Below are 24,611 nucleotides of genomic sequence, written 5' to 3' on the forward strand. Positions count from 1 at the left end.
AGACGGGATCGACGAATGAAAAGCAACAAGCAGCGCCGCGCCGAGATCAAGGGGCGGCGCCTCGAACGTGCTGGGAAACTTGCTGCGCTGCTGAGCGGGCAGGACGCGCGGCATCTGGTCGCCGGTGCGCGGCTTGCCGGCATGGAGCTGGCCGACCAGGACGTGCTGGCGCGCTACAACAACACCTATGGGCTGTTGCCCACCTTCTATGTCGACCTGGCCTTCACCTGCCGCGACTGCGGCATCGAGGAGGTCTGGACCGCCAAGCAGCAGAAGTGGTGGTACGAAGTGATCCACGGCCATATCGACAGCACGGCGGTGCGTTGCCGTGCGTGCCGCCGCGCGTATCGCGAACAGCGACAGCCCGCGAACGCCGGCGAGGGCGCCAACCTGCTGCGCGAACGGACGCAGCGGCTGCGCACGCTGGGTACGGCGAACCCGAATGCCGAGGCGCTGGCCGAGATCGACGCGGCCCTTGAAAGCAAATGGTGGAGTCTGCGGGTTATCGCCATCGAGACCATGGGACGCTGGGGCGGGGCACTACAGGTCGAGCGGCTCGAGGCGCTTGTGGCGGGCCGCGCGGGCCATGGGTATTGGAGCTGGGAGCGTGTTGCGGGCGATGCCGCTGCCAAGGCCCTGGTGCGCGGAAAGCAGTGACGTGATGCGCGTTCGAACAACAGGATGATGAGGACAGAAGAAGTGATCGAACTCGACGGCTCCGAAGGCGAGGGCGGCGGCCAGATCCTGCGCACCGGCCTCGCGCTCGCGATGGTCACGGGCCAGCCGCTGGCGATCGATCGCATTCGCGCCAGGCGGCCCAAGCCGGGGCTGATGCGCCAGCACCTGGCCTGCGTGCTGGCGGCCGTGGAACTGAGCGGCGCGCAGATCGAGGGCGCCGAGCTCGGTTCGCAGCGGCTGCGCTTCGTGCCCGGCCCCGCGCGCGCCGGCGACTACCGCTTTGCGGTCGCCAGCGCGGGCAGTTGCATGCTGGTGCTCCAGACGGTGCTGCCCGCGCTGCTGCTGGCCGATGCGCCGAGCCGCGTCTCGCTCGCCGGCGGCACGCACAACCCGATGGCGCCGCCCTTCCATTTTCTCGATCTTGCCTTTGCACCGCTGGTGCGCCGCCTGGGCGCGGACCTGCAGCTGGTGCTGCATCGCTGCGGCTTCTATCCGGCCGGGGGCGGTGCGGTCGAAGCGACCATCGTGCCCTGCGCCGGATCGCTCAGGCCCTTCGATCTGCTGGCGCGCGGTGCGCTGCAGGCGGCACATGGCGAGTGCCTGGCGCCGGGGCTTGCGCGCCATGTCGCGGTGCGCGAGCTCGGCACGCTCGGCAGCGCGATGGGCTGGTCCGTCGAGCAGCTGCGCCACGGTGTGGTGCGGCAGAACGAAGGGCCGGGCAATGCGCTCATGGCCGTCTTCGCCTACGAGCACGTCACCGAGGTCTTCACGGCCTTCGGCGAGAAGACGCTTTCCGCCGAGCAGGTGGCGCATCGGCTCGTGAAGGAGGTGCGCGCCTTTCAGAAAAGCGGGGCTGCAGTCGGGTCGCACCTGGCGGACCAGCTCGCGCTGCTTCTTGCGCTCGCGGTGTGGCAGCGCAAGGAAGCCGCGGCCTTCAGCTGCAGCGAAGTGACGCAGCACACGCGCACCAACTGCGCGGTGATCGAGCGCTTCCTGCCTGTGCGCTTCGCGATCTCGCAGGGCGCCGAAGCTGCCATGGTGCAGGTGGCGCCGGCCTGAGCGTCCTGCTCTATGCCAGCGGCGTCGCGTTGTCGTAGATGCGCAGCAGCATCTCGCGCAGCAGCTTCACCTCGCTCGCGCTGAAGTCCGAGAGCGCGATGGCTTCGTAGTGCTTGGCGAGCGGAATGATCTCGTGCGTGAGCTCGAGGCCGAGCGGCGTGAGCGCGAGGCGTATCGCGCGGCCGTCCGTACCGCACTTCTCGCGCCGCACGAGTTCCAGCGTCGCCAGCCGGTCGACGATGCGCGAGAGCGCCGACAGGTCGTTCGAGGAATGCAGCGCGAGCTCGGAAAGCGTCTGGTCCGGCGTGTGCTGCAGCGAGGCGCACACGCGCCATTCGACGAGGCTCAGGCCGTAGGGCTTGAGCGCCTTGGAGAAGGCATTGCCCATGCGCGCGCCGGCGCGTGCCAACAGGAAGGGAATCGCCTTCTCGAGATCGTGATCCTGGACTAGGGTTTTCATGAACAAATACTTGCTGATTCAAGTATAGAGTGCGCCCAATTGCTTGAATATTCAAGTAACTAAAGAGGCAATCATGAACCTTTTCCGCTCCCGCTGCACGGCTCTTCTGCTCGCGCTTTCGGCCGGCGCCGCCACGCCGCTTGCCCATGCGCAGGGCGCTGCGGCCAGGTGGCCGGCCCAGCCGGTGCGCTTCGTCGTTCCCTTCCCGGCGGGCTCGGCGCCCGACGTGCTGATCCGGCATGTGAGCGTCAAGCTCGGCGAGAAGTGGGGGCAGGGCGTGATCGTCGACAACAAGCCGGGCGGCAGCGGCGTGATCGGCATGAACGCCATCCTCGCCGCGCCCGCGGACGGCGCCACCTTCGGCTTCGTGCAGGGCTCGGCGATCTCGGTCGCGCCGAGCACCATCAAGGGCGTGAACTACGACTTCAACCGCGACTTCGTGCCGGTCACGTTGGCCGCGGTCGCGCCTTTCATGCTGGCGGTGCCGGGCGATTCGCCCTACAAGACGCTGGCCGATTTCATCGCTGCTGCCAAGGCGAAGCCGCAGAGCATTGAGGTGGCCGACAACGGCCGTGGCACGTTGCCGCATCTTGCATCAGCGCTGCTCGGGCTGCAGTCGGGCGCGCAGTTCCTCGAGGTGCACTACCCCGGCGGCGCGCAGGCGATGCAGGCCATGCTGGGCGGCCAGACCAAGATGATGGTCGAGACCTACAACGTGGTGGCGGGCAACGTGCAGGCTGGCAAGATGCGCATCCTCGCGAGCATGGGCGACCGCGCCGAGCCCGGGCTCGAACAGTTTCCGCTGGCCAGCAGAACGGTGCCCGGCGCGGTGGCGCACGGCTGGTTCGCGGTGATCGCGAAGAAGGGCGTGGACCCGGCCGTCCTCGCCAGGCTCAACAAGGACATGGGCGAGGCGCTGCTCCTGCCCGACGTGGTGGCCAAGTCGCGCGAGCTCGGCACCTACCCGCGCCCGGGCACGTCAGAGCAGCTGGCCCAGTACATCGCCGATGACCGCAAGACCTGGCAGGGCGTGCTCGACAAGCTCAACATCAAGCCGGAGTGAACAGTGGATGAAGAACAAGATCGCGCTCGAGGAGCATTTCGCCATCGACCTCACCGTCGGCGACTCGGAGGTCTATGCGCGGCCGGAGGTCTGGGCCGGCCTGAAGAGCAATCTGCTCGACTTCGAGCAGCAGCGCATCGAGCAGATGGATGCCTGGGGTACCGAATACGCAATCCTCTCGCTCAACTCGCCGGCGGTGCAGGCCATTCCCGATCCACGCCGTGCCGTCGAAGTGGCGCGGCGCGCGAACGAGGTGCTGGCCGAGCAGGCGGCGCGCCGGCCGACACGCTTCGGCGGCTTCGCGGCGCTGCCGATGCAGGACCCTGAAGCGGCGGCGCGCGAGCTCGAACGCTGCGTGAAGGAGTTCGGCTTCCACGGCTTCCTGGTCAACGGCTTCTCGCAGGTCGGCGACGAACGCACCGTCGTCTACTACGACGCGCCTCGGTTCGCCGACTTCTGGGCCGCGGCCGCGGCGCTCGGCAAGCCCTTCTACATGCACCCGCGCGACCCGCTGCCGGCACGCGAGCCGATCTACGACGGCGCGCACTGGCTCACGGGGCCGACCTGGGCCTTTGCCGTGGAGACCAGCATCCACGCGCTGCGGCTGTTGTCGAGCGGCCTCTTCGACCGGCATCCCGGGTTGCAGATGATCCTCGGCCACTTCGGCGAAGGCATCCCCTTCAACATGTGGCGCGTCGACCACATCTTGCGCAAGGGGCGGCGCGGCATGCCGTGCGAGAAGCAGATTGGCGACTACCTGCGCAGCAATGTGCACATCACGACCAGCGGCAACTTCCGCACGCCCACCTTGCTCTCGACGATGCTGGAAGTGGGCAGCGACCGCATCATGTACTCGGTGGACTACCCCTTCGAGAAGCACGAGGATGCGGCGAGCTGGTTTGACCATTGCGAGATCAGCGACAACGACCGGCTGAAGATCGGCCGGGACAACGCGCGTAAGCTTTTCAAACTGCCATGAAAACAGCACTCGACAGCCGACCCGTGCTGATCGCCGGCGGCGGCATCGGCGGCCTGGCGGCGGCGCTCGCGCTGGTGCGCGAGGGCTACAACGTGAAGGTGATCGAGCAGTCCGCCCACATCGGCGAGATCGGCGCCGGCATCCAGCTCAGCCCCAATGCCTTTGCGGCCTGGATGCGCTGGGCGTCGGCGCGAACCTGCGCGCCCGGGCCGTCTACACCGACGAGATGGTGATGTTCGATGCCATCGATTCGAAGCGCGTGATCGGCATCGCGCTCGATGCGCGCTTCAGGGAGCGCTTCGGCAACCCGTACACGGTGATCCATCGCGCCGACATCCACGGCGCGCTGCTCGAAGGGGTGCAGGCCACCACCGAAGGCATCGAGTTCCTCACCTCGACCAAGGTGGTGCACATCGAGCAGAGCGACGACGGCGTCACGCTGATCGACGCGCAGGGCGGCCGCCAGGCCAGGCCGTGATCGGCTGCGACGGCGTGCGTTCGGCGGTGCGCCAGCAGTACGTGGACGACGGCATCCACGTCTCGGGCCACGTGGTGTTCCGCGCGGTGATCGACACGGCCGAGTTCCCCGAGGCGCCGCGCTACACAGCGCCCTGCATCTGGGTCGGGCCCAACTGCCACCTGGTGCACTACCCGCTCAAGGGCGGCGACAAGTTCAACCTGGCGGTCACCTTCCACAGCGACCGGCCCGAGGAGTGGGGCTCGATGGACGGCGACCCGTCCGAAGTGCAGCGCTACTTCCGCCCCACCTGCGAAGCGGTGCAGCAGATCCTGCGCATTCCGAAAGCCTGGAAGCGCTACCCCACAGCCGACCGCGATCCGATCGAGCGCTGGACCTTCGGCCGCGCGACCCTGCTCGGCGATGCCGCGCATCCGATGGTTTATCTCAGTACCTGGCGCAGCGCGCCTGCATGGCCTGCGAGGATGCCGTCACGCTGGCGCTCGCGCTGCGGCGCGAAGGCGGCGACTGGGGCCGCGCGCTGGTGCTCTACGAGCGCTCGCGCGTCGCGCGCACGGCACGCGTGGTGCTGTCGGCGCGCGAGATGGGCCGCATCTACCACGCCAAGGGCGTCGAGCGTCTGGTGCGCAACGAGATGTGGAAGGGCCGGCCGCAGGAGCGCTTCTACGACGCGCTCGAGTGGCTCTACGGCTGGACGGCCGGCACCTGCCTGGCGGACGATTGACGCTCGCTCACTCGGCCGCTGGGCCGTTCTTCCGACGCGCGCTCGCCAACGCGCTGCCGCGAATGCCTTCGATGCGCTGCACCTCGGCCATGTAGGCATCGCTGTTGCGCGCCTGCCGGTAGGCGGCCATGCGGCGCGCGTACTCGGGGCCTGCCGCGTCGGGGCTGTCGATGCGTGCATAGTCGCCCAGGCCGGCCTTGTTGTAGAGGCTCAGGTCGGCCAGCACTTCGGCCCGGCTCATCGCGCCGACGGCGACGGCGGCGGTGGCCGGCGTGCCGACCCACTGTTCCTGCGGCGTCCGCGCCACACTCATCGAGCGCTGCAGCTCGGCCGTGACCTCGCTGCGGCTCATCGTGCTGCCGGTGGTCGCGATCGGCGCGCCGACCCAGGCTTCGGCCGGCACGGTCTGGGCCGACGCGGCGCCGGCGAGAAGAAGGGCGGAGATGCCCAGGAGTTGCTTGGCTTGCATGATCGAGAGTCCTTTCACTGCTGCAGGTGGGCTGCGGGGATCGCTGCCACCATGGAATGCAGTGTGGATTCCGGCTGCGTTTCGGGCTGTGCGTTTGCGCACGCTTTATTCAAGGTGCGGGTCGTGGCACGTGCAGCACCGCGAGCGGCTCCGAGCGGCCGCGCACCGTCACCATCTCCGGCTCGCCCAGCGTGTCGGCGATGCCGGCCTGCTCGGCCGCGAAGACGGAGATCACGAGCCGGGTCTCGGCCACCTTGGACTGGTCCTGCAATCGGCTCGCCGTGTTGACCACTTCGCCGACCGCGGTGAAGGTGGTGGTTTCCAGATAGCCCACCTCGCCCACGGCCGCGCGGCCCGCGTGCAGGCCCATGCCGAAATCGAGGCGCTGGCCGAACTGCGATTCGAAGCCGGCGCTCCATGCGTCCATGCGTTCGCCGATCAGCTCGGCCGCGCGCATGGCCTGGCGGCATGCGGTCGGCAGGTCGACATCCAGTCCGAAGATCGCCATCACGCTGTCGCCGATGAACTGGTTCGGCACGCCGCCGCTCTCGCGCACCGCGGCGCCGACGATCGCGAAATAGCGGTCGAGCACATACACCAGGTCGAAGGGCCATTGCCGCTCCGACAGGCCCGACCAGCGGCGCAGATCGACGAAGAGGATGGCGATGTCGTGCTCCCGGCCCAGGCGGCCGGGCTGGGCGCCGGCGCGGGGCGCGAACAGGGGCGTCACCGCCAGATCGCCGTGCGGGCGAAGCTGGCATGCCAGCCGCACGTCATCCGGCGCGCGCACCCGCTCCAGCGTGCGGCGCTCGTCGTGGCCCGGCGCTTCGGCATGCGCGGCCGGCCCGAGCACGCGCACGCGGCAGGTGGAGCAGCGCGCGCGTCCGCCGCAGACCGACAGGTGGGCGATGTCGTGCGCGCGGCTGGCTTCGAGCACGCTCCAGCCGAGCGGGACGCGGACCGTGCGGTCCGGGTAGCGCAGCTCGATCGATGCCTTGCGCGGCCGCCGTTCGTACCAGGCGCGCAGCTGGCGCGCAGCGAGCAGGGCCAGCAGCGCCAGCGCATAGAACCACTTGACGTCCTGCTCCGTCGCGTCGAGCGCTGCTCTCTGCACTGCCGTCGGCATCTGGGCCGGCAGCGTGCCGGTCCATTGCAGTTCGCGGCCCATCGCGAAGAAGCCGAGGGCAGCGAGCACCGGCAGCAGCACGGCCGCGGCAAAGAGCAGATGGAAATGCCGCCGGTAGGCCGGGCGGACGCGCAGCGCCAAGTGCAGCCCGAGGCAGCCGTGCGTCCACGCGGCCAGCATCATGGCCAGCTGGAAGCTCGCAGCGCCCGGACTCCAGAGGCCGCGGATCACGCGGGCATAGGAAGCGTCGATCGCGAAGGCCTCGTAGGCCCAGCGCATCGCCGTCAGATGCGCGGCCAGCAGCAGCGGCAGCGCGAAACCGAGCAGCAGCCGCACGGCCTCCATGGGCGGCATGCGCAGGCTGCGCCGTTCCCACAGTGCCACCGCGGCCAGCACCACGTGCACCGCCGCCGCACCGTACAGCAGCACGCTGCCCGCGACGCCGTGCCAGAAGGTAGAGACGGCCTGCAGCGCAGCTTCGGCGGTCGCCAGCGAAACGAGGCCCAGCGCATGGTTGCTCAGGTGCGCCGCCACGTAGCCCATCAGGACCACGCCGCTCGCCCATCGGAAATTGCGCCGCGAGGGAAAGCGCAAGCGGGTCGGGGAACGGCTGTCCATGGTCGGGCTCCAAGCGGCACCCGAGCATAATGCCCGCCCCGGCCGACCCTGCATGACCCCTTCCCCTCACCGCTCCAGCCTCGCGCTGCGGAAGATCCCGCTGTTCGAAGGCCTGTCCGACCGCCGCCTCGAGCTGCTCGCCCAGGCCTGCCGCTGGCACAGCGTGGCGGCGCGCAAGCCGCTCCTGTTGCGCACACAGGACGATGGCGAGGTCTACTTCCTGGTGTCGGGGCGTGCCCGCATCACGACCTACTCGGCCAATGGGCGGCAGGTCACTTTCCGCGACTGCGGCGAAGGCGAGCACTTCGGCGATATCGCCGCTATCGACGGCGGACCGCGCTCGGCCGATGTGCTGACGCTGGAGCCCTGTGTCGTCGCCAGCCTCGACCGGACAGCCTTCATGAGGCTGCTGCGCGAGGAGCCGCTGGTAGCCGAGCGTGTGATGCGCCGACTGACTCAGCTGGTGCGGCAGCTGTCCGAGCGCGTCATCGACCTCAGCACGCTCGGCGTGCAGAACCGCCTGCATGCCGAGCTGCTGCGCATGGCGCGCGCGGCCGGCATCGCCGGCAACCGGGCGCGCCTGGAGCCGGCGCCGCGCCACGCCGAGCTGGCCAGCCAGATCAGCACCAACCGCGAACAGGTCACGCGCGAGCTCAATGTGCTGGTGCGCGAGGGCCTGCTGGCGAAAGAAGGCCGGGCCCTGATCGTGACCGATGCCGAGCGCCTGGCCCGCATGGTGGCTGAGGTGCGCGGCGAGCCTGGCTGATCGACCGTCTCAGTTGAAGCGACCGGTTGCGCCGCCCACGCTCAAGCGGCCCGCGCCCAGCAGCGCGACGGCCAGGGCGCCGGCCAGGTAGAGGCCCTGCAGTTCGAGCGCCCAGCCGCCGCCCTGCTTGGCCAGCGCGAACAGGCCGCTCATGTGCACCAGGCCGATCGCGACCACCATGTTGAAAGCGACGATGCCGGCCGCGGCGCGCGTCCAGAAGCCGGCGAGCATCAGGAGCGGCGCCAGCACCTCGCCCACATAGACTCCGTAGCCGATGCCGCCGGGTAGGCCGGCGCGTTCCAGCGCGCCGATGACGAAGCCCGGTCCGCTCGTGAGCTTGTTGATGCCGTGCAGCAGCACGAGCAGCGCGATCGATGCGCGCAGCAGGAACTTGCCCGCGTCCTCGCGCAGCGCGCCGATGGAGGTTGGCGCGGCCATCAGGGCCTGGGTATTCATTCAGCGATCCTTTGATGAGACGTAAAGACTGTCGAGTCTGCGGATGCCGGCAGCGCGAGTCGGTGCGTTTACGCACATTTTTTGGAGGAAGGCGGCGGCCGCCGCATCCTGCTACGCTCGGCGCACCCGCCTGCACGGCGCGGCCGCTCGCCTTTCTCTTTCCCATGGCTCTCCCCATCATCACCGACCCGCATTTCTATGCGGTCGCCGTTCCTGCCGTGCTGATGCTCGGCGTCAGCAAGAGCGGTTTCGGCGCCGGCTTCGGTTCGCTGGCGGTGCCCCTCCTGGCCCTGGCCGTCACGGTGCCGCAGGCGGCAGCGATCCTGATGCCGGTGCTGCTGCTTATGGACCTGCTGGGGCTCGCCGCCTTCCGCCGCGACTTCGACCGCTCGCTGCTGCGCTTCCTGATTCCCTTCGGCCTCGTGGGCACGGTGGTCGGCACCTTGCTGTTCCGCGTGCTGCCGGCGCACACGGTAGCCGGCATCGTCGGCATCTTCACGCTGCTCTTCCTGGCGCAGCGCCTGCTGTTCCCGCCGCGCTCGGACGATCCGCCGCCGTCGAAGACGGCCGGCGCGGTGCTGACGGCCATCGGCGGCTTCACCAGCTTCATCGCTCATGCGGGCGGACCGCCGGTCAATGCCTATGTGCTTCCATTGCGGCTCACGCCGGTGGCCTATACCGCGACGCTGGCCTATTTCTTCTTCGTGGTGAATCTGAGCAAGTGGATTCCCTACGCGTGGCTCGGCCTGCTCGACTGGCGCAACATGGCGACTTCGCTGGTGCTGCTGCCGCTCGCGCCGTTCGGCGTGTGGCTCGGCGTCCGGATCGCACGCCGCATCGATGCCGTCTGGTTTTACCGTTTCGTCTACCTCGGCATGCTGCTGACCGGACTCAAATTGAGCTGGGACGGATTCCTCTCGTGACACGTATTTGACATATGCCCGCGCGGCCGTGTAATGCAAAGCTCTACGATTGCCGCGGTCCCTTGGCGTGTGCAGAATTTCGGGATGTCCGAACAGATGACGACGCCCGCCAAGCTCGAAGATTCCGAGCTGCAAAGCCTTGCTGCCGAGTGGCGCATCCGCGCCATGCAGGGAGACCAGCTTGCGCATCGCATGGCCCAGGCGCTCGAAGCCGAGCAGCGTCGCCGCATCCGCGACACCGGCCTGCAGCCGCTGCCGCCGGCCCGTTCTTCCGCCGCCGCGCCGTGGTGGAAGTTCTGGTAATCGACGCCAACGTTTTTTTGACTCGCCATGGACTTTGCGATCGTCCTCGCCTTGCTCAGCCTCTTTGGCGCGACCCTTCTTTCCAACCTTCTGGCGCGCCGGCGCGAAAAAGCCCTGGAGTTCGATCCCTTGACGAGCGAGGCGCGCGAACTGCTGCTGCGGGAACGCGCCGCGCCCGTTCCGCTGTGCCCCACGCTCTCGCCCGAACACTGGGCGCGTATCGAAGCCGCGCAACCTTCATGGCGGCGGCAGGTGTTCGAGGCGGCGCGGGCGCGCTACTTCGAGGCGCGCAACGCTTTTTCCCGCAACGACATCGACGGCGAGCTCTACTACCCGAATCCCGCTGTGGTCGCCGGTGCGGCGCACCAGGTGCTGGTGCTCACGGAACGCTTCTAGTGGTAGATCTTCTGCAATAAGCGGATCAGCGTCTCGCGCTCGCGCGTCGTGAGGCGCGCGCTGGCATCCGCCTCCAGTTCGACCACCGTCCGCTCCGCGTCGCGCACCAGGGAAACGCCCGCCGGCGTCAGATGCAGGCCGATCGCGCGGCCATCGTGCGGATGGGGGCGCCGCTCGATCAGGCCGCGGCTGTCCATCGCCGAGATCAGGCTCACCAGGTTCGGCGGCAGGATGTCGAGCGTGGCGCACAGCTGGCGCGAGGTGGCGCCCGGGTTGTGTGCGAGCAGCGAGAGCACCGAGAAGTCCACCTGCTTGAGACCGTAGGCCGCCATGCGCTCCGCGAACACCGTGCTCACGGCCAGCCAGGCGCGCCGCGCGTTGTAGCCGACCAGGGCTTCGAGCACGCGGGTATCGAGTTGGTCGGCGCGCGGTGGCGCAACGGCGACGGCGGAAGCGGATTTCTTGCGGGAGACTGCCATGGTCGGAGGGTAACTGGCTTGGGCGGGTCGCGCATCTGGCGAGCGTCGCTCAGGTGCCAGCTTGCGTGACGGCCTCGCAGGCGCGCTTGACGATGCCCAGGCGCATCTCGAATTCGGGCAGCACCCAGCGGCGGAACGCCGCGGCGGGCTTCGACCAGCGTAGCTCGCCTGGCGCAGTCCGCTCGATGCGCGCCCAGGCCCAGGCCAGCATGGCCAGCATCACGACCCGCAGGTAGTCGTCGGCCACTTCATAAGGCAGCGCGGCATCGGTGCCGGCTGCCATGACGACCGTGGTGCCGAGGTAGCGCAGCTGCGCGAGCCGGCGCTGTACCTCGGCCTCGATCTCGCGCGAGGCATCGAGCTCGTCGCGCAGTTCGATCAGGAGCGCCGACATGCCGGCGCCGCCGTCGGGCAGCAATTTGCGCACCAGCAGGTCGATGGCCTGGATCTCGTTGGTGCCCTCGTAGATCATGGTCACGCGCGCATCGCGCAGCACCTGCTCGATGCCCCACTCGCGCACATAGCCATGGCCGCCGAAGACCTGCAGGCATTCGCTGGCGCCCTGAAAAGCCTGCTGCGTGCAGGCTGCCTTGAGCACCGGCGTGACCAGCGCGCACCAGCGTTGCGCCCGTTCCCGCGCCTTGGCATCGGCGTCGTGCCGGGCGATGTCGAGCTGCAGCGCGGTGCGGTAGGCGAGGAGCCGCGCGCCATCGATCCAGGCGCGCTGCGTGTCGAGGATGCGGCGCATCGCCGGATGCTCGGCGATCAGGTCGGCCGGCCCAGAGCCGCGGCTCGCAGGCGCCGGCCCGGGTGCGCGCATCTGGCGCCGCTCGTGCGCGTAGGCCTCGGCCTTCTGCCAGGCCGCGTCGAGCAGGCCGATGCCCTGCAGCGCCACATGCAGCCGCGCCGCGTTCATCATCACGAACATCGCGGCCAGCCCGCGGTTCGGCTCGCCGATCAGCCAGCCGGTGGCCTCGTCGAAGCGCATCACGCAGGTCGGACTGCCGTGCAGACCCATCTTTTCCTCGATGCGCTCGCAGTGCACCGCGTTGCGCGTGCCGTCGGGCAGCACCTTGGGCACCAGCACCAGCGACAAGCCCTTGGGGCCGGCCGGCGCATCCGGCAGCCGGCACAGCACCAGGTGCACGATGTTCTCCGTGAGATCGTGTTCGCCGCCCGAGATGAAGATCTTGCCGCCGGCCACGCGATGGCTGCCGTCGGGCTGCGCCACCGCGCGCGTGCGCACCTGGCCCAGATCGCTGCCGGCATGGGCCTCGGTCAGGCACATGGTTGCGAGCCATTCGCCGCTCGCGATCTTCGAGAGGTAGCGCTGTTTCAGTTCTTCGCTGCCGTGGTGCTTGAGGCATTCGTAGGCGCCATGCAGCAGGCCGGGCGCCATCGTGAGGCCGTGGTTGGCCGCGCTGAGCCATTCGAACAGGATCGCTTCGAGCACGGCGGGCAGGCCCTGGCCGCCGTCTTCGGGCGCGGCCGAGAGCGCGAGCCAGCCGCCTTCGCTGAGGCCCCGGTAGGCCTCGCGAAAACCGGGTGGCGTGCGCACCTCGCCGTCGGCGAAATGGCAGCCCGCTTCGTCGCCCGTGCGGTTGACCGGCGCGATGACCTCGGCGACGAACTTGCCGGCTTCGTCGAGCACCTGCGCCTGCAATGCGTCGTCGAACTCGGCAAAGGGCGCGAGTGCGCGCAGGCGCGGGGTCGCGCCGAGCACGGCTTCCAGCAAGAAGCGGACTTCATCGGGGCGGGGCTGGTAGGTCATCATCGGCAGGCGAAGCTGGCCGCTCTTTCGGGATCGCCGCCGGTGTAGGCCGCGACACGCGGATAGGGGCACAGCGGCCGGGTGCGGCGGGCCGACCAGTCGGCAGGCAGCTCGGCGTTGACCGCGTTGGCGCCCGGGCCGCGCGCGGCGGCGATCACCGATTGCGGCGCCTGGCCCTGCTCGACCCAGCCCACGAGCGCGCTCAGCATGTCGAACTGGTCGGTGGCCGGGCCGCCAGAGCAATGGTTCATGCCCGGCACCGGAAAGTAGCGCGCGAAGGACGAGGCATCGCCCCGGTTGGCGGCCTGCAGGCGCTCGTACCAGGCGGCGGTGTCGTCCGACGAGAACACCGGATCGCTGGTGCCGTGGTAGACGACCATCCTGGCGCCGCGGTCGCGCAGCGCGCTCAGGTCCGCGGCATCCGGCGGCGCCATGAAGGCCATGGCCGAGTCGCGGTAGATGCCACTGGTGGCCTCGATCAGCGGCGCGTCGCGGTCCATGTCGAAGCCCAGCGCGAAGGGCAGGCCGCCCGGCCGGTCGGCCAGCGGCGGCGTGCTGAAGATCAAGGCCACCGCGCCGGCATCGCGCGTCGGCGGGCTCGCGAATTTCCACTCGCGCCAGTTGCTGCCGGCGATACCGGCGTCGAAGGGGAAGCTGCTGTAGATCGTCCGGCCGCTGCTGTTGCGGGCGCCGGCGAAGACGTTGGCGAGCGCGCTCTTCTGGGCCGGGGCGAGGCAGCTGCCGTCGCGCGCGCCGGTGCAGGTGGGCACGTCGGCGTCGAGCCGGAAGCGCGCCTGGCAGGCCTTCACGTCCGAGACGATGCCGTCCGCCAGCCCGTCGAGGGCATCGCAGCGCGCCAGCACGCGCCGGGCCACCAGCTGCATCTCCGCGGGCGTGAAGGCGCTCTGGAGATCGGGCTGTCCGGCCGGCGTGGAGGCGCTCGCCGCCTTGGCGTATTGCTGGGCGCCGTAGAGCTGCGCCACGGCCGCCTTCGGCAGGTTGAAACCGGGGTTGCCGGCCAGGATGCCGTCGTACTGGCCGGGCGACCGGGCCGCCGCCACCATCGCATGCCGGCCGCCGTTGGAGCAGCCGCCGATGTACGAACGGTCCGGGCCGCGGCCGTAGGCCTGCGCGATCAGGTACTTGGCCATCGGCGTGAGTTGCGCGACCGCGTTGTAGCCGTAGTCCAGGCGCGCCTGCGGATCGATGCCGAAGCGCGGCCCCAGCGAACCCGCGTGGCCGGCATCGGAACTGATGACGGCGAAGCCCATCTGCAAGGCGCTGCCGACCGGCCCACCGCCGCCGATGCCGCCCACGGCCGGTACCACCGCGCCGTCGAGCCCGCCGTTGGCCTGGTAGAAGAAGCGGCCGTTCCACGCCAGCGGCAGCCGCATCTCGAAGCCGATGGCGTAGCTGTTGCCGTCGACTGTGCTCACGCGTTCGTTCATGCGGCCTTGCACCAGGCAATGGGCCGGCGCTGCAAGGCGCGCATTGCCGACGGCGACGGTGCCGGCGGGTACTTCGACGGCGCTCGTGTAGACCGTATCCGGGCGCGCGGCCTTCGCCGCGAGGTCGGTGCACGACAGCAGTGGCCCCGGGCGGGCGGCGCCGAGCCTGGGGGCGTGGGCACCGGGGCCTGCCGAGGTGCAGGCGACGAGCACCGCGACCGCGCCCAGCGCGGTCCAGCAGGCCGTTTTCATCGTCAGGACTCTGCGGTGAAGCCGACCTTCTTGACCAGCGGACCCCAGCGCTCGAACTCGGCGCTTTGCGAGCGGGCCATCTCCTCGACGGTGGAGCCCTGGGCGATCAGGCCGACCACCGCCAGGCTGTCGATGACGGACTTGTCCTTGATCGCGGCGTTGATGGACGCGTTGGCGGCGGCGATCACCGAGGCCGGCGTCTTGGCCGGCGCGTAGAAGCCGAACCACTCTTCGGTGGTCAGTTCCGGAAAGCCCTGTTCGGCCAGGGTCGGGACCTCGGGCGAAAACGGCGAGCGCGCCTTGCCGGAGGTGGCGATGAGGCGCAGCTTGCCCGCCTTGTGGTTGGCGATGAAGTCGCCGCTGGGCGTGATCATCGAGGCGATCTGGCCGCCCACCACGTCGGTCACGCCGGGGATGGAGCCGCGGTAGGGCACGTGCTTGAGCTCGACGCCGTTGTTGATGCCCAAGAGCGCGCCGATGAAGTGCGGCGTCGAGCCGGCCGCCGGCGACCCGTAGCTCGCGTCGTTGGGGTTGGCCTTGGCCCAGGCCAGGAAATCCTTCACCGTCTTGACGTTGGCCGGCACCAGCGGTCCGACCGCCAGGCCGTGGTGCATCACCGCGGCGATCGACACCGGCGCAAGGTCCTTGACCGGGTCGTAGCTCAGCTTCTTGTAGATGTGCGGGTAGATCGAGGTGCAGGAGAAGGGCGTGAGCGCCAGCACGCTGCCGTCGGCCGGTGCCGCCTTGAGCAGCTCCAGCGCGATGCGTCCGCCCGCGCCGGGCTTGTTCTCGACCACGGCCGCGTTGCGGGTGTAGGAAGAGCCGGCCAGCTTTTCGCCGACGCGGCGCGCCACGCCGTCGCCGGCGCTGCCGGCCGGGAAGCCGTAGAGGATCTTGACCTGCTCGATGGTCTGGGCCAGCGCGGCCAAGGGGTGCAGGGCAGCGAGCGCGGCTGCGCCGCCCAGGGTGTGGAGGAAGTGGCGGCGATCGGTCATGGTGTGTCTCCTTGTCTTCGCGAAATTCAGCGCGGCGCCATGCGCAGCGCGCCGTCCAGGCGAATGACTTCGCCGTTGAGGTGGCCGTTGGCGACGATATGGCAGGCCAGCTCGGCGAACTCCGAGGGCTTGCCCAGGCGCGGCGGGAAGGGGATCGATGCGGCCAGCGATTGCTGGATCGCTTCGGGCAGTTCCTTCAACAGCGGCGTCGCGAACAGGCCCGGCGCGATGGTGCACACGCGGATGCCGTGCTGCGCGAGGTCGCGCGCCATCGGCAGCGTCATGCCCACCAGGCCACTCTTCGAGGCGCTGTAGGCCTGCTGGCCGACCTGGCCGTCGAAGGCCGCGACCGAGGCGGTGAAGAGCATCACGCCGCGTTCGCCGCCTTCGAGCGGATCGAGCTTTGCGCATTGCGCCGCATAGAGGCGGCTGATGTTGTAGGTGCCAACCAGGTTGACGTTGACCACGCGCACGAAGTCTTCGAGCGGCGCCGCGTTGCCGTCCTTGCCGACGATGCGCTTGGCGCTGCCGATGCCGGCCACGTTCATGAGGATGCGCGCGGGGCCGTGCGCGGCCGCGGCCTTGTCGAGTGCGGCGTTGACGCTGTCGGTGTTGGTGATGTCGCAGGCGCAGGCGATGCCGCCGATCTCGGCCGCGACCTTTTCGGCCAGCGCGGTGTTGACGTCCAGCACGGCGACCCTTGCGCCCAGGCGCGCGAGTTCGCGCGCGGTGGCCTCGCCCAGGCCCGATGCGCCGCCGGTAACGAGCGCGGCTTGTCCTTGGATGTTCATGCTTTGTCTCCTTGGGGTTTCAACGTGAAGGGCAAGGTGCCGGCGTGCAGCGCATCCACCGTGTCGGCGCGGTGCTTGAGCACGGAGCGCTGGTTGATCGAACCCTTGTCGGTGACCTCGCCCTTGTCGATCGAGGGCGGCTCGAAAACCAGGGCGAGGCGCGCGATGCGGTTGGCGCTGCCGGTGGCGCTCTTCGCGAGCTCGTCGACGACGCGCTGGAAATGCGCCTGCACCGACGCGCTCTGGACCACCTCGCGCATCGGCGCATCGGGGCCGAGGCCGGCGAGCTGGCGCACCTTCGGCGTCGAGAAGATCAAGGCGCCAACCTCCTTGAGGTTGAGTCCGGTCAGCACCGCATCCTGCACGTACGGCGCGCCGGCCGCGATGATTTTCGCGCGCAGCGGGCCGACGCTCACGAAGGTGCCGGTCGCGAGCTTGAAGTCCTCCGCGATGCGGCCGTCGAAGCGCAGGCCGCGGTGGATGTTGTTGTCGTCGATCCACTTCACCGCGTCGCCGGTGCAGAAGAAGCCCTCTTCGTCGAAGGCCTCGGTCGTGGCCGCGGGCGAACGCCAGTAGCCCGGCGTGATGTTGGGGCCGCGGTAGCGGACCTCGGTCTTGCCGTCGACCTCGATCAGCTTGATCTCGATGCCCGGCGCCGGCAGGCCCAGGTCGCCCGACTTCACCTCGGGGCCGGTGACATAGAGCGCGAAGGGGCCGGATTCGGTCATGCCCAGGCCGGTGCCCATCACGATGCGTTCGCCGACCTCGGCCTCCTGCGTCTTGTGCAGGCTGTCCCAGATGGGCTGCGAGAGCGCGGCGCCCGAGTAGAAGAACATCTTCACGCGCGACAGCAGGTTGCGGCGCAGCACCGCGTCGGTCTCCATCGCCTGCGCGATGGCCTCGAAGCCGGTCGGCACGTTGAAGTAGATGGTGGGCGCGATCTCGCGCAGGTTGCGCAGGGTCTCGGCCATGCCGGCGGGCGTGGGCTTGCCGTCGTCGACGTAGAGCGAGCCGCCGTTGTCGAGCACGATGCCGACGTTGTGGTTGCCGCCGAAGGTGTGGTTCCAGGGCAGCCAGTCGATGAGCACGGGCGGGTCTTCGCCGAGCGCGGGGATCGACTGGCGCAGCTGCTGCTGGTTGGCGCACCACATGCGGTGCGTGTTGATCACGGCCTTGGGCAGCTTGGTAGAGCCCGAGGTGAAGAGGAACTTGGTGATGGTGTCGGGGCCGGTGGCCCGCAGCGCGGCATCGACGGCGGGCGTCGCGGACGTCGCGGCCAGCTGTTCGAACGAGGTGGTCTTGCGCCCCTCCAGCGTGCCCTCGACGAGCACGACCTCGACATCGGCCGGCACCGCGGCAGCGATCGCCTTGCCGAAGCGCGCGGCGTCGGCCGCGAACACCAGGCCGGGCGTCAGCGTGCCCAGCACGTGGCGCAGCTTCTCGAAGTCCTGGCTCACGAGCGAATAGGGCGGCGACACCGAGCAGTGCGGCACGCCGGCATGAAGGCAGCCGAGCGCCATCAGCGCGTGCTCGATGCCGTTCTCGCTCAGGATCGCGACCGGGCGCTCGGGGTCGAGGCCGCGGTCGAGCAGGGCTTGCGCGATGCTGCGTGCCTTCCGGAGTGCCTCGGCGTAGCTCACGCGGATCCAGTCGCCGGTGCTGCCGTCGGGCAGGCGTTCGCGGCGCGCGATGAAGGTGCGTTCCGGTGCCGCCTCGGCCCAGTGCAGCAGGCGGTCGGTCATGCGCTCGCAGTAGGGCGCCAGCGGCGTCTCGGCCTGCAGGTAGCGGGTGCCCGGCGCGCCCTCGCGCACCACGGCGCGCGTCACGCCGAAGGCAAGCGGGCGGTAGCGGACAGCGCTCATTCCTTGCTCACCTTGTTCGCACGGCCTTCGAGGAAGTCGCGCACGCGTTCCTTGGCCTCGGGCGCGCTCTGGGCGATGCCGGCCATCAGCGCTTCGGTGAAGAAGCCGTGGTCGGCCGGCTGCTCGGCGATGCGCGGCAGCGCGTGCATCAGCGCATAGTTGGTCAGCGGCGCATTGGTGGCGACGCGCGTCGCCAGCTCGATCGCTTTTTCCTGGGCCCGGCCTTCGGCGACCAGGTACTGCGCGAAGCCGGCGCGCTCGCCGTCCTCGGCGTTGTAGACGCGGCCGGTCATCATCATGTCGGTCATGCGGGCGGCGCCGATCAGCTTCGGGATCCGCACCGAGCCGCCGCCGCCGACGAAGATGCCGCGCGAGCCTTCGGGCAGCGCATAGAAGGTGGTGGTGTCGGCCACGCGGATGTGGCAGGCGCTCGCGAGCTCGAGCCCGCCGCCGACCACCGCGCCGTGCAGCGCCGCGATCACCGGCACCGGGCCGTACTGCACGAGGTCGAGCGCCGCGTGCCACAGCCGCGAATGGTGCAGGCCCTGGCCGGCGTCGCGCTCCTTCAGCTCGGCGAGGTCGAGGCCGGCACAGAAGTGCGGGCCGTCGCCGTCGATCACCGCGGCGCGCACGGTGGAAGGCAGGTTCTGGAAGGTGTCGCGCAGCGCGAGGATCAGCGCGTCGGAGAGCGCATTGCGCTTGGTTGCGCGTGTAAGGCGGATGATCGCGATGTCGTCGCGGATTTCGAGTTGAAGGTCGGCAGGATAGGTCATGGTTGCACTCCGGAGCATGATCGATTATGGTTATGGAAAATAACTAATTCAAGCTGCACTTCGCCCTTGAGCACTGGTATTTACCCGCATCGGAGACAAGACCATGGACCATCAGAACCTGATCGCCATCGACACCCACACGCATGCCGAAGTGAGCTGCTGGAACCCCTTCGACAATTACGGCGAGGAATACGACCGCGCGGCCGACAAGTACTTCCGGTCGAGCCGGCGCCCGACCATCCAGGAAAGCATCGACTACTACCGTGAAAGAAAGATCGGTTTGGTGATGTTCATGGTCGACGCGGAGTCGAACCTGGGCCGGCGCCGCATCCCGAACGAGGAGATCGCCGAGGCGGCGCAGAAGAACAGCGACATCATGATCGCCTTCGCCAGCATCGATCCGCACAAGGGAAAGATGGGCGCGCGCGAGGCGCGGCGGCTGGTCGAGGAGCACGGCGTCAAGGGCTTCAAGTTCCATCCGACGGTGCAGGGCTACCACCCCTACGACAAGATGGCCTGGCCGATCTACGAGGTGATCAACGAGTACGGCCTGCCGGCCGTGTTCCACACCGGCCACAGCGGCATCGGCTCGGGCATGCGCTGCGGCGGCGGGCTGCGCCTGGAATACAGCAACCCGATGCACCTGGACGACGTCGCGATCGACTTCCCCGACATGCAGATCGTGATGGCCCACCCCAGCTTCCCCTGGCAGGACGAGGCGCTCAGCGTGGCGACACACAAGCCCAACGTCTGGATCGATCTCTCGGGCTGGAGCCCCAAGTACTTTCCGAAGCAGCTGGTGCAGTACGCCAACACGCTGCTGAAGGACCGCATCCTGTTCGGCAGCGACTATCCGCTGATCACGCCGGATCGCTGGATGAAGGATTTCGAGGAGGCCGGCTTCAAGCCCGAAGTGATGCCCGGCATCCTCAAGGGCAACGCGGTGCGGCTGCTGAAGCTCGACCAGTAGCAGGTCTCAAGGGACCTGTTCTTCCTCTTCAGCGGCCGGGTCCCAGTCGCGGCCCGAACGCTTCTTGCGCTCCTCGCGCTCGCGTGCCAGCTGCTCCTGGAACTGCTGGCGGCCCTCCTTGGAGACCGCGATCAGCTTGGCGCGGTCCTTGTAGTGCGGGTAGATCTCGTACATCAGTTGGATGTTGCGGCGGCGAAAGCGCATCGCGGCCTCGCGCGCCTCGTGCGCCGGCCAGCCCAGCCCTTCGAGCACCGAGCGCGCGCTGCGCAGCGAAGACTCGAACAGCTCGCGCTCGATCGACTCCACGCCGCGGTCGAGCAGCTGGAACAGGTGGCCGACGTTGCGTGCCCGCGCCACGATGCGCGCGTTCGGGAAATGCTCGCGCGCGAGGTCGACGATGGTCAGCGACTGCTCGATGTCGTCGACCGCCACCACCAGCACGCGGGCGGTGCCGGCGCCGGCGGTGCGCAGCAGGTCGAGCCGGGTCGCATCGCCGTAGAAGACGCGGAAGCCGAGCTCGCGCAGGCTCTCGATGGTGTCGGGGTCGTGGTCGAGCACGGTGAGCGTCAGGCCTTGCGCGCTCAGCATGCGCCCGAGAATCTGGCCATAGCGGCCGAAGCCGCAGATCAGCACCTTGGCGTCCTGCTGCTCGGAGATTTCGTCCATCGAAACCGGGCCTTGCGCGCTGTAGCGCGGCAGCACCCACTTGTCGAGCGCCACCAGCAGGAGCGGCGAGATTAGCATCGAGAGCGCGACCGCGCCGATCAGGAAGGAGGCGACGCCCGGCGGCAGCACGTTGGGCCCGGCCGCCTGGAACACGACGAAGGCGAACTCGCCGCCCTGCGCGAGCAGCAGCGTGAACACCGGTCGTTCCTGGTAGGGCACGCCCATCAGCTTGGCCAGCGTGTAGATCACGACGAACTTGAACAGCATGAAGCCGGCCACCACCAGCGCCATCAGCCCCGGCTGGGCGATCAGCACGCCGAAGTCGATGCTCATGCCGACCGCGATGAAGAACAGGCCGAGCAGGAGGCCCTTGAAGGGTTCGATGTCGGTCTCGAGCTCGCGCCGGTATTCGCTTTCCGCCAGCAGCACGCCGGCGAGGAAGGCGCCCAGGGCCATCGACAGGCCGACGAACTGCATCAGCGCCGCGATCGCCACCACCAGCAGCAGCGAGGCGGCGGTGAAGATCTCGGGCGTGTTGCTGCGCGCGATCCAGCGCAGGATCGGCCGCACCGCGAGCCTGCCGCCGAGCACGATGCCTCCGACGACCGCGACGATCTTCAGGCCCTCGAGCGCACGGTCGGCGCCGGTGATGGCCGGGCCGGTGTCGGAGCCGACCGCCAGCAGGGGGAGCAGCGCGAGGATCGGGATCGCGGCCACGTCCTGGAACAGCAGGATCGAGAAGCCGGCCTGCCCGCTCGCGGTCGGCAGCAGGTTGCGCTCGCCCAGCACCTGGAGCGCGATCGCGGTCGAGGACAGCGCGAGCCCTAGCGCCGCGACCAGCGCCACGCGCCAGCTCGCGCCGGCCGCCCAGCCGACCAGGAACAGCACGACAGCGCAGGCCAGCACCTGGGCCGAGCCCCAGCCGAAGATCGGCCGGCGCAGGCTCCACAGGCGCTTGGGCTCCAGTTCCAGACCGACCAGGAACAGCATCAGCACCACGCCGAACTCGGCGAAGTGCAGGATGTCCACCACGTTGCTGACCAGGCCCAGCCCCCAGGGGCCGATGAAGATGCCGGCCGCCAGGTAGCCGATGATCGCGCCGAGGCCGAGCGCTTTCGACAGCGGCACCACGAGTACCGCGGCGCCCAGATAGATCAGGGAATTGACGAGCCAGGCCGGTGCATGTTCCATGCTCAGGCCTCTTCGTGTTCGTGCGGCCTGTCGGTGGCAGGCACCACGCAGCTGGGGCATCCCTCCATGTCTTCCAGCTCGGGCCAGTTCGGATAGGACGAGAGTCGCTCCGTGAAGACTTCGACGTGCGCCAGCAGCTCTTCCTGGGTGGCCCTGCGCGCGCCGTGGAACAGCAACGGCGGCAGGAATCGCATGCCGCACAGCGCGGCGGTCTGCTCGTAGGGCGGCAGGAAGGCGTCGAAGAAGTAGCGGTTGTAGCTCTGCGGGTGGTAGCTGTGCTCCGGCCCGCCGGTGGTCGCGACCAGCCAGCAGTCCTTGCCTTCCAGCGCCGACCCGCCGCCGTAGGCCCAGCCGTAGCTCAGCACCTCGTCGAACCAGAGCTTCTGCAGCGGCGGCATCGAGTACCACTGGATCGGATGCAGCAGCACCAGCAGGTCGGCGCGGGCCAGGCGGGCCTGCTCGGCCTCGACGTCGATCGCGTAGTCGGGATAGCTGGCATAGAGGTCGTTGGCGTCGACGCCGGGCACCTCGCGGGCCGCCTTGAGCAGGGCGAGGTTGGCGCGCGAATCGCGCCAGTGCGGATGGGCGGCGAGCAGATAGATGCTGGGTGGGGGGCTTCCCGGGCCTGTTGTTGTCATCATAGGCGCCGAACATAGCGCACTCCGCGCGCGGCTACCATGGCGCCTGTCTTTCGCATCCAAGGAGCCTGTCATGCCGGTGGTCCTGGTCGCCAATCCCAAGGGCGGGGTCGGCAAATCCACGCTCGCAACCAATATTGCGGGCTATTTCGCGAGCCGCGGCCATGCGGTGATGCTGGGCGACATCGACCGCCAGCAGTCGTCCAGGCTCTGGCTCGGCCTGCGCACGCCGCAGGCGCGCGAGATCAGGACCTGGGAGGCGTCGGACGACGGCAACGTGGTACGGCCCCCGCGCGGCACCACGCATGCCGTGATCGACACGCCCGCCGGTCTGCACGGTGCGCGCTTCAAGGACGTGGTGGCGGTGGCCGACAAGGTGCTGGTGCCGCTGCAGCCGAGCATCTTCGACATCTACGCGACGCGCGACTTCCTCGACAAGCTGCTGGCGCACCGCCATGCCGACAAGACAAAGATCGGCCTCGTCGGCATGCGCGTCGACGCGCGCACGCTGGCGGCCGATCGCCTGCGCGAATTCGTCGCCGGGCTCGGCGTGCCGGTGCTGGGCGAGCTGCGCGACACGCAGAACTACGTGCAGCTGGCGGCGCGCGGGCTCACGCTGTTCGACATCGCGCCGGGGCGCGTGCAGCGCGACCTCGAGCAGTGGGAGCCGATCCGCCAGTGGCTCGATTCATAAGCTCTCCCCCAGGCTTGCCCACTTCGTGTGGTCGCCAACCCCCTCACCGGGGGCAGCACCAGCGGCCCGGCAAAGCCGGTTCCGCCGTGTTTCCCGAATGGGGCGCCCTTGTCACGCCAGCTACAGCGGTTGCGGCGCCGGCCGGATAGAGTGAAGCGCATGAAAAAAACGTTCCAGACCCTTCAGGATCTCGCCGCCTGCGTTGGCCAGGAAGTCGCCGTGAGCGACTGGATCACCGTCACGCAGGAGCAGGTCAACCAGTTCGCGGAGGCGACCGGCGACCACCAGTGGATCCATGTGGATGTCGAGCGGGCCAAGGCCGGCCCCTTCGGCGGGCCGATCGCGCACGGCTTCCTGACCCTGTCGATGCTGCCGCGTTTCTATGAAACGGCCTTCGAGGTGGTCGAGTCGCGCATGGGCGTGAACTACGGGCTCAACCGGGTGCGCTTCATGACGCCGGTGCCCGTCGGCGGGCGCCTGCGCGGGCGCATGAAGCTGCTGAGTGCCGAGCCGATTCCGGATGATGGTCTACAGATGGTCTGGGAGACCACGATCGAGCTCGAAGGTGCGCCCAAGCCCGCCTGCGTCGCCGAATCGGTGGTGCGACGCTTCCGCTGAGCGGCGGCTTTTTCTCGGCGAAGCGAATCCGCCGGCCCGGCCGGCACGTAGGGTTCGCATGGACCGATTGCTTTCCATGCGCGTCTTCCAGCGCGTGATCGACGAAGGTGGTTTCGCGGCGGCCGCGCGGGCATTGGAGCTCTCGCCGGCGGCGGTCACCCGGCTGATCGGCGATCTCGAGGCGCATCTGGGCGCGCGCCTGATGCAGCGCAGCACGCGCAGCATCCACCTCACCGAGGCGGGCGCGGGCTACCTGGAAAGCTTGCGCACGATCCTGCGCGGCATCGACGACGCCGAGGCCGCCGCGGCGGGCAGCACGCGCGAGCTGCGGGGCACGCTGCACATCCTCTCGACGCCGGCGCTCGCCACCCATCTGCTGGCGCCGCGCATTGCCTCGTGGCGTGCGCTGCATCCGAAGCTGACGCTGGACATCGCCGTCGACCCTTTTCCGCGACAACGGGTCGAATCCGCCGACCTGAGCCTGCTGCTGCTGGAGGATGGTGCCGATCCGAATCTGGTCGTGAGGCCGCTGGCCCGCACCGACATGATCCTGTGCGCGGCGCCCGCCTACTTGCAGCGCGCAGGGACGCCGGCGCGGCCGGAAGACCTGGAGGGCCATGCCTACCTTCGCTTTCCGGGGGCGCGGCTTCGTCTGCAGGCGCGCGAGGGATCGGCAGTGCCGGTCGAAGTCGACATGCCCGTCGCGCTGCAATCGGCCAGCCTCGAACTGCTCTGTCAGGCCGCGATGGCAGGCGCGGGCATTGCGGCGCTGGCGAAGGTGTTGGTGGCGCCGCAGCTGGCCAGCGGCGCGCTGGTGCCGGTGCTGCCCGAGTGGACCGCCGGCCGCTTCACGATCTGCGCGGCGCTGCCCAGCCGCAAGTTGATGCCGGCGCGCACCCGGGCCTTCCTCGACTTTCTGGGCGAGCCGCTTTCGGCCCGGTGTCTGCCGGCTTGAGCAGAAGCCG

Annotated in this window: 27 protein-coding genes and 1 pseudogene; 15 read left to right on the plus strand and 13 right to left on the minus strand. The window is 69.1% G+C overall.

Translation table 11 applies throughout. The features are described 5' to 3' along the window. The first annotated feature begins 15 nt into the window (after positions 1 to 15). Positions 16 to 657, plus strand: coding sequence for a zinc-ribbon domain containing protein (locus ACSQ9I_RS05520; RefSeq protein WP_436312506.1), 642 nt, complete (start codon positions 16 to 18; stop codon positions 655 to 657). A gap of 42 nt (positions 658 to 699) precedes the next feature. Further along, entirely contained in the window at positions 700 to 1,737 is a 1,038-nt protein-coding gene (gene rtcA / locus ACSQ9I_RS05525; RefSeq protein WP_436312507.1) for an RNA 3'-terminal phosphate cyclase, read from the plus strand. A 10-nt stretch (positions 1,738 to 1,747) separates the two neighbouring features. Here rtcA and ACSQ9I_RS05530 read toward each other — a convergent pair whose 3' ends face one another. Further along, complete coding sequence (locus ACSQ9I_RS05530; protein ID WP_436312508.1) at positions 1,748 to 2,197, minus strand: MarR family winged helix-turn-helix transcriptional regulator; 450 nt, start codon at positions 2,195 to 2,197, stop codon at positions 1,748 to 1,750. A gap of 73 nt (positions 2,198 to 2,270) precedes the next feature. On the opposite strand from ACSQ9I_RS05530, the gene ACSQ9I_RS05535 reads away from it, so the two are divergent. The 5 genes and pseudogenes from ACSQ9I_RS05535 (at position 2,271) to ACSQ9I_RS05555 (ending at position 5,441) form a co-directional block, all read left to right on the plus strand. Continuing rightward, positions 2,271 to 3,260, plus strand: coding sequence for a Bug family tripartite tricarboxylate transporter substrate binding protein (locus tag ACSQ9I_RS05535; protein WP_436312509.1), 990 nt, complete (start codon positions 2,271 to 2,273; stop codon positions 3,258 to 3,260). 7 nt (positions 3,261 to 3,267) lie between these two features. Further along, positions 3,268 to 4,239 carry an amidohydrolase family protein gene (locus tag ACSQ9I_RS05540; RefSeq protein ID WP_436312510.1) on the plus strand — a complete coding sequence of 324 codons (972 nt, stop codon included), beginning with the start codon at positions 3,268 to 3,270 and terminating at the stop codon, positions 4,237 to 4,239. After that, positions 4,236 to 4,472 (plus strand): NAD(P)-binding protein, encoded by a 237-nt coding sequence (locus tag ACSQ9I_RS05545; RefSeq protein ID WP_436312511.1) that lies wholly within the window; start codon positions 4,236 to 4,238, stop codon positions 4,470 to 4,472. The genes ACSQ9I_RS05540 and ACSQ9I_RS05545 overlap by 4 nt, the downstream gene beginning before the upstream one ends. Beyond that, positions 4,396 to 5,076 (plus strand): annotated as a pseudogene (locus ACSQ9I_RS05550) (hypothetical protein); the annotation flags it as partial. The gene ACSQ9I_RS05545 and the pseudogene ACSQ9I_RS05550, both read left to right, overlap by 77 nt. Before the next feature lie 92 nt (positions 5,077 to 5,168). Then, entirely contained in the window at positions 5,169 to 5,441 is a 273-nt protein-coding gene (locus ACSQ9I_RS05555; RefSeq protein WP_436295687.1) for a hypothetical protein, read from the plus strand. A gap of 7 nt (positions 5,442 to 5,448) precedes the next feature. On the opposite strand, the gene ACSQ9I_RS05560 is transcribed toward ACSQ9I_RS05555, so the two are convergent. Beyond that, on the minus strand, positions 5,449 to 5,910 hold the full coding sequence (locus ACSQ9I_RS05560; protein ID WP_436312512.1) for a hypothetical protein: 462 nt from the start codon (positions 5,908 to 5,910) through the stop codon (positions 5,449 to 5,451). Between the two features lie 109 nt (positions 5,911 to 6,019). Next, complete coding sequence (locus ACSQ9I_RS05565; RefSeq protein ID WP_436312513.1) at positions 6,020 to 7,654, minus strand: adenylate/guanylate cyclase domain-containing protein; 1,635 nt, start codon at positions 7,652 to 7,654, stop codon at positions 6,020 to 6,022. Positions 7,655 to 7,706: 52 nt separating this feature from the next. Between ACSQ9I_RS05565 and ACSQ9I_RS05570 the strand changes: the two genes are divergently transcribed. After that, on the plus strand, positions 7,707 to 8,420 hold the full coding sequence (locus ACSQ9I_RS05570; RefSeq protein ID WP_436302959.1) for a Crp/Fnr family transcriptional regulator: 714 nt from the start codon (positions 7,707 to 7,709) through the stop codon (positions 8,418 to 8,420). 9 nt (positions 8,421 to 8,429) lie between these two features. Here ACSQ9I_RS05570 and ACSQ9I_RS05575 read toward each other — a convergent pair whose 3' ends face one another. After that, a complete protein-coding gene (locus tag ACSQ9I_RS05575; protein WP_436302960.1) occupies positions 8,430 to 8,876 on the minus strand; it encodes a DoxX family protein in 447 nt (148 codons plus the stop codon). Positions 8,877 to 9,040: 164 nt separating this feature from the next. Between ACSQ9I_RS05575 and ACSQ9I_RS05580 the strand changes: the two genes are divergently transcribed. The 3 genes from ACSQ9I_RS05580 (at position 9,041) to ACSQ9I_RS05590 (ending at position 10,498) form a co-directional block, all read left to right on the plus strand. Beyond that, entirely contained in the window at positions 9,041 to 9,799 is a 759-nt protein-coding gene (locus ACSQ9I_RS05580; RefSeq protein ID WP_093111528.1) for a sulfite exporter TauE/SafE family protein, read from the plus strand. Positions 9,800 to 9,883: 84 nt separating this feature from the next. After that, on the plus strand, positions 9,884 to 10,102 hold the full coding sequence (locus tag ACSQ9I_RS05585; protein WP_093111630.1) for a hypothetical protein: 219 nt from the start codon (positions 9,884 to 9,886) through the stop codon (positions 10,100 to 10,102). A 27-nt stretch (positions 10,103 to 10,129) separates the two neighbouring features. Further along, positions 10,130 to 10,498 carry a hypothetical protein gene (locus ACSQ9I_RS05590; RefSeq protein WP_093111526.1) on the plus strand — a complete coding sequence of 123 codons (369 nt, stop codon included), beginning with the start codon at positions 10,130 to 10,132 and terminating at the stop codon, positions 10,496 to 10,498. Here the strand turns inward: ACSQ9I_RS05590 and ACSQ9I_RS05595 are convergent. The 7 genes from ACSQ9I_RS05595 to ACSQ9I_RS05625 are packed head-to-tail and all read right to left on the minus strand — an operon-like array spanning position 10,495 to position 18,869. Continuing rightward, positions 10,495 to 10,977 (minus strand): MarR family winged helix-turn-helix transcriptional regulator, encoded by a 483-nt coding sequence (locus tag ACSQ9I_RS05595; protein ID WP_093111524.1) that lies wholly within the window; start codon positions 10,975 to 10,977, stop codon positions 10,495 to 10,497. The two genes, ACSQ9I_RS05590 and ACSQ9I_RS05595, sit on opposite strands and share 4 nt — an antisense overlap. Positions 10,978 to 11,026: 49 nt before the next feature. Further along, entirely contained in the window at positions 11,027 to 12,748 is a 1,722-nt protein-coding gene (locus ACSQ9I_RS05600) for an acyl-CoA dehydrogenase family protein (RefSeq protein ID WP_436315714.1), read from the minus strand. After that, positions 12,748 to 14,448, minus strand: a complete 1,701-nt coding sequence (locus ACSQ9I_RS05605) for a tannase/feruloyl esterase family alpha/beta hydrolase (RefSeq protein WP_436312514.1) — start codon at positions 14,446 to 14,448, stop codon at positions 12,748 to 12,750. Before ACSQ9I_RS05605 ends, ACSQ9I_RS05600 begins: the two co-directional genes overlap by 1 nt. Before the next feature lie 2 nt (positions 14,449 to 14,450). Continuing rightward, entirely contained in the window at positions 14,451 to 15,443 is a 993-nt protein-coding gene (locus tag ACSQ9I_RS05610; RefSeq protein ID WP_436311903.1) for a Bug family tripartite tricarboxylate transporter substrate binding protein, read from the minus strand. Positions 15,444 to 15,469: 26 nt separating this feature from the next. After that, positions 15,470 to 16,234 carry an SDR family NAD(P)-dependent oxidoreductase gene (locus ACSQ9I_RS05615; RefSeq protein WP_436302964.1) on the minus strand — a complete coding sequence of 255 codons (765 nt, stop codon included), beginning with the start codon at positions 16,232 to 16,234 and terminating at the stop codon, positions 15,470 to 15,472. After that, on the minus strand, positions 16,231 to 18,096 hold the full coding sequence (locus ACSQ9I_RS05620) for a feruloyl-CoA synthase (protein WP_436312515.1): 1,866 nt from the start codon (positions 18,094 to 18,096) through the stop codon (positions 16,231 to 16,233). Before ACSQ9I_RS05620 ends, ACSQ9I_RS05615 begins: the two co-directional genes overlap by 4 nt. Continuing rightward, on the minus strand, positions 18,093 to 18,869 hold the full coding sequence (locus tag ACSQ9I_RS05625; RefSeq protein WP_436312516.1) for a crotonase/enoyl-CoA hydratase family protein: 777 nt from the start codon (positions 18,867 to 18,869) through the stop codon (positions 18,093 to 18,095). The genes ACSQ9I_RS05620 and ACSQ9I_RS05625 overlap by 4 nt, the downstream gene beginning before the upstream one ends. Positions 18,870 to 18,972: 103 nt before the next feature. Between ACSQ9I_RS05625 and ACSQ9I_RS05630 the strand changes: the two genes are divergently transcribed. Continuing rightward, entirely contained in the window at positions 18,973 to 19,839 is an 867-nt protein-coding gene (locus ACSQ9I_RS05630) for an amidohydrolase family protein (RefSeq protein WP_436293935.1), read from the plus strand. 6 nt (positions 19,840 to 19,845) lie between these two features. On the opposite strand, the gene kefC is transcribed toward ACSQ9I_RS05630, so the two are convergent. Both kefC and ACSQ9I_RS05640 read right to left on the minus strand, forming a co-directional pair. Continuing rightward, positions 19,846 to 21,696, minus strand: coding sequence for a glutathione-regulated potassium-efflux system protein KefC (kefC, locus tag ACSQ9I_RS05635; RefSeq protein WP_436312517.1), 1,851 nt, complete (start codon positions 21,694 to 21,696; stop codon positions 19,846 to 19,848). Between the two features lie 2 nt (positions 21,697 to 21,698). Continuing rightward, positions 21,699 to 22,337, minus strand: a complete 639-nt coding sequence (locus tag ACSQ9I_RS05640; protein ID WP_436312518.1) for an NAD(P)H-dependent oxidoreductase — start codon at positions 22,335 to 22,337, stop codon at positions 21,699 to 21,701. Positions 22,338 to 22,407: 70 nt separating this feature from the next. Between ACSQ9I_RS05640 and ACSQ9I_RS05645 the strand changes: the two genes are divergently transcribed. From ACSQ9I_RS05645 to ACSQ9I_RS05655, 3 genes are all read left to right on the plus strand, one after another. Continuing rightward, the gene (locus tag ACSQ9I_RS05645) at positions 22,408 to 23,028 is read left to right on the plus strand and encodes a ParA family protein (protein ID WP_093109067.1); all 621 of its coding nucleotides are present in this window, start codon (positions 22,408 to 22,410) and stop codon (positions 23,026 to 23,028) included. Between the two features lie 159 nt (positions 23,029 to 23,187). After that, positions 23,188 to 23,646, plus strand: coding sequence for a MaoC family dehydratase (locus tag ACSQ9I_RS05650; RefSeq protein ID WP_170855672.1), 459 nt, complete (start codon positions 23,188 to 23,190; stop codon positions 23,644 to 23,646). Positions 23,647 to 23,722: 76 nt separating this feature from the next. Further along, on the plus strand, positions 23,723 to 24,601 hold the full coding sequence (locus tag ACSQ9I_RS05655) for a LysR family transcriptional regulator (RefSeq protein WP_436312519.1): 879 nt from the start codon (positions 23,723 to 23,725) through the stop codon (positions 24,599 to 24,601). The last annotated feature ends 10 nt before the right edge of the window (positions 24,602 to 24,611 follow it).

The organism is Variovorax sp. LjRoot84 (genome assembly GCF_964254305.1).
Taxonomy (GTDB): Bacteria; Pseudomonadota; Gammaproteobacteria; order Burkholderiales; family Burkholderiaceae_C; genus Variovorax.